General features: G+C 48.6%; 9 protein-coding genes. 6 read left to right on the forward strand and 3 right to left on the reverse strand.

Features of this window, described 5'->3' with window-relative positions:
• Window positions 1-4: 4 nt before the first annotated feature.
• Genes folD through LZZ98_RS13460 form a run of 5 tightly spaced genes read left to right on the forward strand, consistent with a single transcriptional unit; the run spans window position 5 to window position 6,099 of the window.
• Window positions 5-898, forward strand: a complete 894-nt coding sequence (gene folD, locus LZZ98_RS13440; protein ID WP_442862715.1) for a bifunctional methylenetetrahydrofolate dehydrogenase/methenyltetrahydrofolate cyclohydrolase FolD — start codon at window positions 5-7, stop codon at window positions 896-898.
• A gap of 38 nt (window positions 899-936) precedes the next feature.
• Window positions 937-2,175 carry an FAD-dependent oxidoreductase gene (locus LZZ98_RS13445; RefSeq protein ID WP_237788290.1) on the forward strand — a complete coding sequence of 413 codons (1,239 nt, stop codon included), beginning with the start codon at window positions 937-939 and terminating at the stop codon, window positions 2,173-2,175.
• 11 nt (window positions 2,176-2,186) lie between these two features.
• The gene (locus LZZ98_RS13450; protein WP_086176141.1) at window positions 2,187-2,522 is read left to right on the forward strand and encodes a sarcosine oxidase subunit delta; all 336 of its coding nucleotides are present in this window, start codon (window positions 2,187-2,189) and stop codon (window positions 2,520-2,522) included.
• The gene (locus tag LZZ98_RS13455) at window positions 2,519-5,431 is read left to right on the forward strand and encodes a glycine cleavage T C-terminal barrel domain-containing protein (protein WP_237788291.1); all 2,913 of its coding nucleotides are present in this window, start codon (window positions 2,519-2,521) and stop codon (window positions 5,429-5,431) included. Before LZZ98_RS13450 ends, LZZ98_RS13455 begins: the two co-directional genes overlap by 4 nt.
• A gap of 2 nt (window positions 5,432-5,433) precedes the next feature.
• Complete coding sequence (locus LZZ98_RS13460) at window positions 5,434-6,099, forward strand: sarcosine oxidase (protein ID WP_237788292.1); 666 nt, start codon at window positions 5,434-5,436, stop codon at window positions 6,097-6,099.
• 611 nt (window positions 6,100-6,710) lie between these two features.
• Here LZZ98_RS13460 and LZZ98_RS13465 read toward each other — a convergent pair.
• The 3 genes from LZZ98_RS13465 to LZZ98_RS13475 form a co-directional block, all read right to left on the reverse strand.
• Window positions 6,711-8,024, reverse strand: a complete 1,314-nt coding sequence (locus LZZ98_RS13465; protein WP_237788293.1) for an ammonium transporter — start codon at window positions 8,022-8,024, stop codon at window positions 6,711-6,713.
• 414 nt (window positions 8,025-8,438) lie between these two features.
• Complete coding sequence (locus tag LZZ98_RS13470) at window positions 8,439-9,752, reverse strand: ammonium transporter (protein WP_237788294.1); 1,314 nt, start codon at window positions 9,750-9,752, stop codon at window positions 8,439-8,441.
• 323 nt (window positions 9,753-10,075) lie between these two features.
• Complete coding sequence (locus LZZ98_RS13475) at window positions 10,076-10,675, reverse strand: helix-turn-helix domain-containing protein (RefSeq protein ID WP_004704287.1); 600 nt, start codon at window positions 10,673-10,675, stop codon at window positions 10,076-10,078.
• Window positions 10,676-10,969: 294 nt separating this feature from the next.
• On the opposite strand from LZZ98_RS13475, the gene glnT reads away from it, so the two are divergent.
• Entirely contained in the window at window positions 10,970-12,367 is a 1,398-nt protein-coding gene (glnT, locus tag LZZ98_RS13480; protein ID WP_004704285.1) for a type III glutamate--ammonia ligase, read from the forward strand.
• Window positions 12,368-12,407 lie beyond the last annotated feature (40 nt).

The raw sequence follows: 12,407 nt of genomic DNA on the forward strand, positions 1-12,407 counted from the left end.
GAACATAGCCATTCAAGAACACTCACAGCCGCTGATAATCGACGGCAAAGCAACCGCACAAACCGTTTTGGACGAGATCAAAAGCGAAGTGCAGCAGATGAAAGCGCAAGGTATTGAGCCTTGCCTTGCGGTAGTCCTGGTCGGAGATGACCCGGCCAGTCATGTCTATGTACGCAACAAGGTTGAAAAAGCACTGTATGTCGGCATCCGCTCACTGGAATACCGCATGTCGGCAGATACAGGTGCTGACACACTGTTACAGAAAATTGATGAACTGAATGCAGATGCTACCGTGCATGGCATCCTGGTGCAGCTGCCGTTGCCGGCACATATTGATGAAACGGCTGTGTTGCAGCGCATTCATCCGCTTAAGGACGTCGATGGTTTTCACAGTGAAAATGTCGGCGGTCTGAGTCAGGGCCGTGAGGTCTTAACCCCATGCACACCGACTGGCTGTATCCGCCTGCTGAAAGATACCCTGGGGCCGGATTTGTCCGGACTGCATGCCGTGGTGGTCGGCCGTTCCAACATTGTCGGCAAGCCGATGGCAGCGCTGTTATTAAAAGAAAGTTGCACCGTCAGCATTGTCCATTCACGCACCCAGAATATTCGCGACATTTGCAAAAATGCGGACATTCTGGTGGCAGCGGTCGGTAGACCGAAAATGATCGATGCATCGTATTTAAAACCGGGTGCGGTGGTCATTGATGTGGGGATTAACCGCATTCAGGAAAACGGCAAAAACCGTCTGGTCGGAGATGTCGATTATGACGATGCGTTGTCTGTGGTCAAAGCCATCACGCCTGTTCCGGGCGGTGTCGGACCCATGACCATTGCCTACCTGATGAAAAATACCCTTGATGCTGCGCGTATGCAGGCAAACATTTTTAAAAAATAAGCTAGCGGCATTGGAAAAGATGCCTTGGAGAAAAAATCATGCCACTCGGTTTGCTCAAATATGGATTAAGCAGTGAATATCCTGTTGAAGTTGATTTGCCTCCACCGAAGGAGCTGAAATCACACTATGACGTAGTGATTATTGGCGCTGGCGGTCATGGTTTGGCAATCGCATATTATCTTGCAAAGTATCAAGGCATCACCAATGTTGCTGTGCTGGAAAAATCCTATCTTGGCGGTGGTAATACGGCGCGCAATACTGCGGTGATCCGTTCCAACTATCTGACCTCAGAAGGGGTGAAGTTCTATTCAGAATCGGTTGATTTATTTAAAAACCTGTCCAATGAATTTGACTTCAACATCATGTATTCAGAGCGCGGCCAGCTGACTTTGGCGCATACCGATTCTACTGTGCGTGCCTTCCGCCAGCGTGCCGAAGTGAACAAGCATTTTGGCGGTCGTACCGAAATGATTGACCGCCAGCAAATTAAGGAGCTGGTACCGTGTCTGAATCTTGATCCCGCACACTTGCCGGTTCTGGCAGGACTCTGGCATATGGATGGTGCTACAGCGCGGCATGATGCCGTGGCCTGGGGCTATGCCAAGGAAGCGGCGAAACGCGGCGTGGAAATCCACCAGCTGACTGAAGTACAGGATTTTGTGACTGAAAAAAACCTGGTCACGGCGGTGAAAACCAACCGCGGCAGCATCAAGTGTGGCTGCGTGGTACAGGCGATTGCCGGCGCGTCCAGCATTTTAATGAACAAGCTGCATATCAAGTCGCCGATTCATACCTTCCCGCTGCAGGCCATGGTGTCCCAGCCGTTTAAACCGTTTATCAATCCTTTGGTCAGCTCATCTGCTTTGCACTGCTATGTGCAGCAAACCAGCCGCGGTGAAATTGTTTTTGGCGGCGGTTCAGACCCTTATCCACTGTACAACACCCGTTCTACCCTGGAGTTAAAAGAAAGCCTGCTGGCTCATGCCATTGAAATGTTCCCCTTTATGGCCAATGTCAAACTCATGCGCCAATGGGCGGGCATGACCGACATGACGCCTGACTACAGCCCGATTATGGGCAAATCGCCTTATGACAATTATTACCTGGACGCAGGCTGGGGCACATGGGGCTTTAAATCCACCCCGATCTGCGGCAAGACCATGGCGGAACTTGTGGCGACTGGCCGTACGCCGGATCTGATCAAGCCATTTGAATTGTCGCGTTTCAGCCGCTTCCAGCAAGTCAATGAAATGGGCGCCACTGCGGCGAGCCATTAAGGAGTAAACCCATGAAAATAATGATTTGTCCTTTAAATGGTCCAAGAAATATCAGTGAGTTTAGTTATGGCGGCGAGCTGAAAACCATGCCGGACCAGAACACCTGCAGCAATGAAGAATGGGCAGATTATGTGTTCAATAAAAGTAATATCGCCGGCGTGGTACTGGAATGGTGGATGCATACCCCAAGCAGTTATTGGTTTATTGCCGAGCGCCATACAGTGAGCGATGAAATTCTGCGTACCTTTGATGCCAAGGAAATGTTCAGCCAGCGCATCGATTTTGAAAATCCGGCAGCTACAGAAAAAACAGCAGAACAGGCTGCTAAACAGGAGGTATCCGCATGAGCAATCTAGATTTAAACCGACTGCCTTTGCCGTATGGCATTTTGATTGACCGCAACCAGCCTGTGACTTTTCAGTTTGATCAGCAGACTTTTCAGGGCTATGCGGGAGACAGTATTGCCAGTGCCTTGATTGCCAATCATCGCTGGATTATGTCACGCTCTTTTAAATACCACCGTCCGCGTGCACCTTTAACCATGGCGGGACAAGATGCCAATACGCTGATTCAATTGCCGCAGGAGCCGAATGTACTGGCAGATAGTACCGAGATTGCAGCGAATCTGTCGGCAATGGGGCAAAACTATGCTGGCTCGTTAATGAAAGACAGCGATGCATTTTTAGGTAAATTTTCAAAATTTATGCCTGTCGGCTTTTATTACCGCTCATTTTACAAGCCTAAAGGGGTCTGGAAGCTGTGGGAGTCCATGATCCGTAAAAAAGCCGGGCTGGGGGTGCTGGATCTTAATTTTCAGCCTGAATACTATGACAAAGCCTATCTATTTACGGATATTGCCATTATTGGTGCCGGTCCGGCCGGCTTGCAGGCAGCATTAACCGCCGCGAATGCCGGTATGAAAGTGTTGTTAATCGAACAGGATAAAATACTGGGTGGCAGCCTGCATTATGCGCGTTTTGATGCCGAAGGCAAAAAAGCCGCTGCATGTGCGGCCAAACTGATTGCGCAAGTAGAACAGCATGAAAACATTAGCATGCTGACACAAGCCATTTGTAATGCCTGGTTTACCGATCATTATTTACCGGTCATTCAAGGCAAGCGCATGTATAAAGTCCGTGCCAAGCAATGCATTGTGGCCAGCGGCAGTTTTGACCAGCCGGTGGTGTTCCGCAACAACGACTTGCCCGGCGTGCTGTTGACCAGTGCCGTACAGCGTCTGGTCAAGCTGTATGGGGTACGGCCGGGCCAGAAAACGGTTATTTTAACCGGTAACGATGATGGCTATCTGGCCGCCCTAGATCTGGCCGAAGCCGGTATCTCTGTAGCTGCCCTGATCGACATGCGCGCGGGTGCAGAAGATCCCGCTTTGCAAAAAGCGGTTGAACTGCACCAGATTCCGGTCTACCTCAGTAGTACCGTGTATGAAGCCTTGCATAGCAAGGACATGCAGCATCTGACCGGAGTCGATATACGCAGTATTGTTGCCGAAGGCCAGGTGGGTACACACAGCAAGAAAATTGATTGTGATGTGCTGGCCATGTCATCCGGTTATATGCCAGTGTACCAGCTGCTGTGTCAAGCTGGGGCCAAACTGAACTATAACGACAAAAAGGCACAGTTCAGCATTTCCGGTTTGCCTCAGGGATTGCACATTAGTGGCTCTGTTGCCGGTGTGCATCAGCTGGACAATGTTCTGCACGATGCGGTGCAAACCGCCACGGATGCAGTGAATGCCATTTTGGGCAATGCTGCAGCAGCAGCAAAAAAACCTGTTGTCGAAGCAGCTGTGAATTTCCCATGGCCAATTTTCGCGCATCCTAAGGGCAAAGAATTTGTCGATTATGATGAAGACCTGCAAATCCGCGACATTATCAATGCCACCAAATCGGGCTATCGTGATGTACAGCTGGTCAAGCGTTTTTCTACCGTGGGCATGGGACCTTCTCAAGGCCGTCATTCAGCCCTACCTACTGCGCGTCTCGTGGCAAAATATACAGACCGCACAGTGAGCGAAACCGGGGTTACGACCGCCCGCCCACCGTTCACCGCAGAAAAACTGGCGCATATTGCGGGACGCGGTTTTGATCCATTCCGTCAAACTGCCATGCATCAACGCCATATTGAGGCCGGTGCACAAATGATGCCGGCAGGCAACTGGCAGCGTCCGGCCTATTATGGTGACGTCTCTGGCCGTTTGCAGCATATTGAAAATGAAGTGCGCAATGTACGTCAGAATGTCGGCATGATTGATGTCTCTACTTTAGGCGGATTAGATCTTCGCGGACCTGACAGCGGCGAGTTCCTCAACCGCTTATATACCTTCGGTTTTGTAAAATTGCCGGTGGGTAAAACCCGTTATGCGGTCATGACTGCCGAAGATGGCGTGGTGATAGACGATGGTGTTGCCGGGCGTTTAAGTGAAAACCATTTTTATGTTACCGCAACCACCAGCGGGGTAGACCGCATTTACCAGCAAATGCTGAAATGGAATGCGCAGTGGCGCTTAAATGTCGATATCGCCAATGTCACGTCGGCATTTGCGGCGGTGAATATTGCCGGTCCGAATTCCCGCAAAGTGCTGCAAAAGGTCTGTCAGGATGTTGACTTCAGTGCAGCAGCATTTCCCTACCTGGGTTTGCGCACCGGAACCATTCAGGGCATTGCTGTGCGTATCTTGCGCGTTGGTTTTGTGGGCGAATTGGGCTATGAAATTCACTTCCCCGCACGCTATGGCGAGTTCATGTGGGATCTGCTGATGCAGGCGGGTCAAGAATTCTCAATGAAGCCTTTTGGGGTGGAAAGCCAGCGACTGCTGCGTCTGGAAAAGGGTCATATCATTATCAGTCAGGATACCGATGGCATGTCACATCCTAAGGAAGTGGACTTAGGCTGGGCTGTGGCGAAAAGCAAGCCTTGGTTCGTGGGCAAGCGTTCGATTGCCATTTTGGAACAGCAGCCCATGAAACGCAAATTGGTGTCCTTTGTGCTGGACAAACAGCAGCAAAAACCGCTGGAAGGCCATATTGTGCTGAATGGCGAGAAAATTACAGGAAACGTAACCTCGTGTGAATATTCACCAACTTTGGACCAAATTATTGGCATGGCGTATGTCGGTATCGAGCAAAGCGCAGTGGGCCAGCAGTTCCAGATTCGTGTGGAAAAAGGTGCAAGTGTCTACGCCACAGTAGTAAAAGCGCCTTTTTATGACCCTAATAATGCCCGTCAGGAGATCTGATTATGAGTATTTTGCCTCAAGCGGAACGCAGTCCCATTCAAAAAACCTGTGCGGCCTATCAGTCTTATGGGGCCGGACGCATGTTTCTTGCAGGCGGTGAGTCCCACCGCATTCAGCAATGTGCGCTGGTGGATTTAACCAATATGCCACGCGTCGGTTTCCGGGGAACCGACAGTGCCAGCTATTTAACTTCAGCCGGTTTTACATTGCCGGATGCACCCAACAAATTGTGTCATCAGGCTAATGGCAGCATTGTGGCACGGCTGTCTGCGACCGAATATTTAGTGCTGGGTGCAATGCAGGATTTTGGCGAAAGTGTTGCCGCACTGGAACTGAGCTGGGAGCTGAGTGACCGCGTCAACTATCTGCTGCCGCGCCAAGACAGCCATGCCTGGATTCAACTGACCGGACAATCTGTGGCTTTGATCATGGCTAAGCTGTGTGCGGTCGATTTGTCCGCAGAGGCTTTTGCTGCAGGTCAGATTGCACAGACCTCGGTGGCTCGCATTAATACTGTGGTGATGAATGTTAGCGATGCCCAGGCGCCGAAATTCAATCTCTTGTGTGACCGGGCCTCTACACTGTATTTATGGAATGTACTGCTGGATGCCATTGCGGAATTTGATGGTCAAGCTGTCGGTATTGACGGGCTGCTCAGCATTGCATAAATAACAATTCTGTTTTCCCCCAACTGCAATCCCCCTGAATGGCTGTTAGCGTAAGCTGGCAGCCATTTGCTTTATGTACTGGCATCAGGACAGCAATAAACCTTTATCATAAAAGCGTACAACCGTCCATTTGCTAATGCTATGCTTTCAAGCATTTGCCGTTTAGCCAAGCATCGTCTTGATCAAGAAAAAATTTAAATGCTTCAAACCGATAGGACGAAATTCGCCGTTTGCTCTTGCAACCATGGATACATTCTCGCTCTACCCGATTTTTCTATAATGATGACCCTGTATAGAGAATTATCCTTGTGGTTTTTTTGGGAATGTTCAGCAACATATCGTGATGGAGCACTCGGCATTGCATCATGCAATCTCAAAGACGTGTTGTGGGAAAATGACCAAAAGGAAGCCGTCAGCGCTATCTATCCCTGTTTTTCCCCTGAGAGAGAATGAGCGAGGAGAGTACCGGTTTAACCCGCAGATGGACAGTAGGGATTTAATCCCCAAAGGACAGCATAGTCATGTATGCAAATGATGCAAAGCGACGTTCATCCCAAGCAGCCATAAAAAAACAAGGGCCGAAGCCCTTGTTACTTGATTTTATACGGCCTTTAGTTATAGGCACGTTCGTTATGATCACTGACATCCAGGCCTTGTTGTTCCTGTTCTGCCGTGACACGTAGCCCCACGGTTTTATCAATGATTTTCAGCAAGATCCAGCTCAAGATGCCGACATAGGCAAAGGTCATCGCAATACTGGCCAGTTGTGCCAAGAATTGCGGGAGCAGGGAAATGCCTTCAACATTGCCGCCCAACTCGGGGATACAGAAAATGCCGGTCAGCAGGCAGCCAACCATACCGCCAATGCCATGTAGCGAAAATACATCCAGCGCGTCGTCTACGCCGAGCTTTTTCTTTAGTATCATAATCGCGTAATAGCTGGCCATACTGGTGAGCAGGCCAATCACAATTGCACCAAAAGGGCCAACATAAGCGGCCGCCGGGGTAATGCCGACCAAGCCGCCAATGGCACCTGAAGCCAGACCAAAGGCAGTGACATGGCCGGAATACATTTTTTCAGCAAACATCCAGCCGACAATACCACCGCAGGTTGCCAGCATGGTGGTCATGAAAATCAGTGCGGCTGAAGAATTGATGGCCAGAGCCGAACCCACGTTAAAACCGAACCAGCCGGCCCAGAGCAATGCTGCGCCAATCATCACAAATACCACATTGTGCGGCGGCATCGGCGTAGCAGGCCAGCCTTTACGTTTGCCCACCACCATGGCGCCAACAAATGCCGTGACCCCGGCTGCAATATGTACAGCAGTACCGCCGGCAAAGTCCAATACTCCCCAGTTATGGAATAGTGCGCCTTTGCCGCCCCATACCATATGAGCCATTGGGCCATAGACCAGCACTATCCACAGAGATGAAAAAATAACCGTTGCCCGGAATTTCATTCTTTCCGCAAAACCACCCAGTGCAATACACGGCGTGATCATGGCAAAGGTCATCAGGAACACAATCAAGATATATTCAGGAATGCCACCTGCCAGGCTTTCTGCGGTGATGCCTTTCAGCATCAGCTTATCCAGACCACCGACAATGCTGTTCAGGTTATAAACGCCTTCTTGCATATTGGTGGTATCGGTTGCCAGGCTATATACACCGGCCACCCATAAAATGCCGACAATACCGGCAATCGCAAAAAACTGGGTAAATAAAGACAGGATATTTTTGGCGCGGACCATACCGCCATAAAACAGCGCAAGTCCTGGAATAAACATCAGCAGGACAATAACAATAGAAACCATGAGCCATACAGTGGCAGGTCCATCAATCGTTCCCTCAGCGGCGAAAACTGCGCTAGGCGACAGCAGTACACTCAGCATGAGTAACTTCTTCACATTGTTCATTATCATGAATTGCTCCTGAATCTCATGAATATAGATTTACATTAGCTTGCCCATTTTTTGGTGGGAATTGGTATTACTAAAGGGAATATTTCTTTCATGATTCAAGATGCAATTCTTATACCATTAGTCTTTAATTAATAATTATTTTATTATTTTTCAAATATATATTTTTACTTAATTTGCGGTTAAACGATCTATCATAATCATTTTAAAGCTAGGGCGTCTATATCTCAAAAGAAGTAACCCTTTAGCCATGCTCAGCTGTTTTCACCCCGGGAAAGCAGATGGGAATTGCCAGTCTGAGCATTGTACTTGCAAAAATAAAAGCAAATGCCCTGAAGCATTTGCTTGGTGAAGTTGAATAATTTTAAATGGACTAAAATGAAATTTTAATTTATCAACTGAAAGCGGGCCGCGGCGTTAATTGTTATACGCACGTTCGTTGTGATCGCTGACATCCAGACCGCGCTCTTCCTGTTCCGGGGTTACACGTAAACCGATGGTCTTATCGACCAACTTCATAATCAGCCAGGTCAGCACGCCGCAATAAATCACGGTGAGTACAATACTGCCTGCCTGTGCAGCCAACTGGTTCAGCAGGGAAATGTCGGCCACTTTTCCGCCCAGTTGCGGGATGCAGAAAATACCGGTGAGCATACAGCCGACCATGCCGCCTATGCCATGCAGGGCAAAGACATCCAGGGCATCATCGATTCCCATTTTATGCTTCAGCTTGGTCACGGCATAGAAACAGCAGATGGCGGTGATAAAGCCGATCGCCAACGCACCAAAAGGTCCGACATAAGCTGCTGCAGGGGTAATGCCCACCAGTCCGCCAATCGCACCTGAAGCCAGGCCCAAAGCCGTGACATGATGGGTATGCATTTTTTCAATCACCATCCAGCCTAAGATCCCGCCGCAGGTCGCCACCATGGTGGTCATCATGGCAATGGTTGCCGATGCATTTACCGCGAATGCAGAACCGACGTTAAAGCCGAACCAGCCTACCCATAAAAATGCTGCACCGATCATGGTATAGACCACATTGTGCGGGGGAACAGGGGCAACCGGCCAGCCTTTACGCTTGCCTAATACGATTGCGCCGACTAAGGCGGCAACGCCAGCATTAATATGCACCGCGGTACCGCCAGCAAAGTCCAGAACTCCCCAGGTGTGCATGATTGCACCTTCACCACCCCAGACCATATGGGTCATTGGTCCATATACCAAAACCAGCCACAGGGCAGAAAACAACACCACTGCACCAAACTTCATGCGTTCAGCAAAAGCACCTATGGCCAGACAGGGGGTAATGATCGCGAAGGTCATGCCAAAAATAATCAGAATATATTCAGGTACACCGCCCAGCAGAGTATTTTCATCAATACCCACCAGAAAGGCCTTATTTAAACTGCCAACAAAGCTGTAGAGATTGGTTACCCCCGCTTGCATATGGGTTTTATCTGCACTCATGCTATAAACCACAGTCAGCCACAATACACAAACCACGCCTGCCACAGCAAAAAACTGGGTATAAATGGACAGAATATTTTTGGCACGGACCATCCCGCCATAAAACAGCGCCAAGCCGGGAACAAACATCAGCAGTACCAGCAGTGTCGACAGCATCATCCATACGGTAGAGGCGCTATCCAGATCGGTCTCACCTGCAAAGGCTAAGCCTGGTAGCAGCAGGCTCGCTACGACAATTCTTTTTAAATGATTTACCCACATAGGTTGTACTCCGGATTTTTTTACTAGGCTGTAAAGATCAATATCCCAAAATCAATTCGTTGCAATAATATATTCTTATTGGGAATATTTATTTATTTTTAAGCAAAGCAATTCTTATACCAGAGTTGAATTTTGATCTCTGCAACAGCCGAGGGATGTTGTCATAAGGATGGGGCTGTTGATAGGGAGATGGAACTGTTGAGATGGCGAAAGAGCAATAAGGGTAGGGTAAGATAAACTTTGATTACGCTACCGCGCAGTTTATTTGAAGCTGATCAGCAAAAAAGATGGCAGTGCCATCTTTTTATAAAAACAGGGCCGCTTTATTCGGCCTGGTTATCTCCATAGTTCACCATGGAGATCAAACGGATCGGGACTTTAATCAGTTGTTCTGGGCCATGCGGAATTTCACCATCTAAAGTCAAGCAGTCGCCTGGCTGCATATGAAACACTTCATCGCCATGACGGTACATGATTTCACCTTCAATCAGATACAGCATCTCTGTTCCCGGGTGGGCAAAGGTGGGGAATTCTTCGCTGGCATCATCCATGCTGACCAAATAGGCTTCAAAGTTTTTGCGCGGCCCGCGAGAATGGGTCAGCAGGTGATAAGTATGCCCTTTTTCGGTACCGCGACGCACCACCTCCATCCCTTCGCCTGATTTCACAATCATTGCCCGGCTTTCCTGATGGTCATATTGACTGAATAAGGTGGATAAGGGGATTCCCAGTACTTCACATAGACGGCTCAGCGTTTCAAGGCTGGTCGAGACCTGGGCATTTTCAATTTTACTCAGCATGCCCTGACTGATTTCAGCAGTCTGCGCCACTTCCGCCAGTTTCAAGCCCTGTTCCTGACGGCAACGTTTGATTTGAATGCCAATGTACTGTTCCAGTTTAAGGCTGTTTTTGTTTTGTCTCATTATGGATCAACTCGCACTGTTTTGAATCTAAATCCTGCTGACTCTTAATCAAAATTAAAAAGCAGCCCCGATGTGGAATGAAAGTATTATTTTATGAAACTTTTATTCTCTTTAGGAATATTAAGGCTTTTAGGCCCCAAGCACAAATTTTTTAACCGATCTAAAAAAGTTGGCAAGGGAATTGCTTTCTCTTTAGGAAAGAAAGTTTCTTCTGTTGAATAATACATTGAATCAAATATCTGTGCATTATTCGAGCCAAATATCATTTTTTGTCATATCGGGAGTATGTCAAATATGTTCCAGCAGGCCATCGTAAAAGAGTTCTTTGAAGAAGAACAGGACATCATTAGTAAGCCCAAGTACCGTGCAGAAGTACAGAAAGTCATTGATGATCATCAGTTAAAATATGTATTGGCTCAGTTTGTCGATATTCATGGGTCAGCAAAAACAAAATCTGTACCGATTTCGGGTCTCAAAGCCATTGAAGGTGCAGGGGTAGGTTTTGCCGGTTTTGCCATTTCAGGGATGGGGATGCAGCCGCATGGTCCAGACTTTATGGTGAAAGGTGATTTATCTTCTTTAACACCAGTACCTTGGCAGCCGGGTTATGGCCGTGTGGTCTGTGAGGGCTATGTCAACGGCAAACCGCATCCCTACGATTCTCGCTATGTACTGCGCAAACAAGTTGAACGTCTGTCGGCTAAAGGCTGGACCCTCAATACCGGCTTGGAACCTGAATTCAGCTTGTTCCGCCGTGGTGAAGACGGCAAACTGAAAGCAGTCGATGAGTCAGACAATCTGGACAAGCCCTGCTATGACTATAAAGGCCTATCCCGTTCACGCCAGTTCCTGGAACGGATTACTGAGGCATTAATTCCAGTCGGTTTTGATATTTACCAAATTGACCATGAAGATGCAAACGGCCAGTTTGAGATTAACTATACCTATAGTGATGCCATGAACTCGGCGGATATGTTCACGTTCTTCCGTATGGCGGCCGGTGAAATTGCCAATGATTTGGGCATGGTCTGTTCATTTATGCCCAAGCCAGACCCGAAACGTGCCGGCAATGGCATGCATTTCCACTTGTCGATAGGCAGTGCAGAATCCAGCAACCTATTTAATGATGACAGTGATCCGCAAGGCATGGGCTTGTCAAAAATGGCCTATCACTTTATTGCAGGGTTGCTTGAGCATGGTCCGGCCCTGTGTGCCTTCTGTGCCCCAACTGTGAACTCATACAAGCGCCTGGTGGTGGGTCGCTCCCTTTCAGGTTCGACCTGGGCACCGGCATTTATTGCCTATGGTTCAAATAACCGCTCCGCCATGGTTCGTATCCCTTATGGCCGTATTGAACTGCGCTTGCCGGATGCCGGTTGCAATCCCTACTTGGTTTCTGCAGCGATTATTGCTGCCGGCTTAGACGGTATTGAACGTGAACTGACCCCGCCACCTGCATGCAATGAAAACCTGTATACCTTGAGTTTGGAAGAAATTGCTGCACGCGGTATTGGCACCTTGCCTCAATCCCTGAAAGAAGCTGTCGAGGCTCTAAAAGCAGATCCGCTGTTTAGAGAAACTCTCGGTGCTGAAATCGTTGATGAATTCATCCTGCAAAAAAGCATGGAATGGGTTGAATACAGCCGCCATGTTTCAGATTGGGAAATTCAGCGCTATACCGAATTTTTCTAAACCTTATTTTCACCCCATAGCGTCCCTAGGACATGAATTA

The sequence above is a fragment of the Acinetobacter sp. SM34 genome (assembly GCF_022012365.1).
Classification (GTDB): Bacteria; Pseudomonadota; Gammaproteobacteria; order Pseudomonadales; family Moraxellaceae; genus Acinetobacter.

Coding starts and splice junctions, on each gene's coding strand:
- LZZ98_RS13445 (WP_237788290.1), top strand. CDS start 937: ATGCCACTCGGTTTGCTCAAATATGGATTAAGCAGTGAATATCCTGTT.
- LZZ98_RS13450 (WP_086176141.1), top strand. CDS start 2,187: ATGAAAATAATGATTTGTCCTTTAAATGGTCCAAGAAATATCAGTGAG.
- LZZ98_RS13455 (WP_237788291.1), top strand. CDS start 2,519: ATGAGCAATCTAGATTTAAACCGACTGCCTTTGCCGTATGGCATTTTG.
- LZZ98_RS13460 (WP_237788292.1), top strand. CDS start 5,434: ATGAGTATTTTGCCTCAAGCGGAACGCAGTCCCATTCAAAAAACCTGT.
- LZZ98_RS13465 (WP_237788293.1), bottom strand. CDS start 8,024: ATGATAATGAACAATGTGAAGAAGTTACTCATGCTGAGTGTACTGCTG.
- LZZ98_RS13470 (WP_237788294.1), bottom strand. CDS start 9,752: ATGTGGGTAAATCATTTAAAAAGAATTGTCGTAGCGAGCCTGCTGCTA.
- LZZ98_RS13475 (WP_004704287.1), bottom strand. CDS start 10,675: ATGAGACAAAACAAAAACAGCCTTAAACTGGAACAGTACATTGGCATT.
- glnT (WP_004704285.1), top strand. CDS start 10,970: ATGTTCCAGCAGGCCATCGTAAAAGAGTTCTTTGAAGAAGAACAGGAC.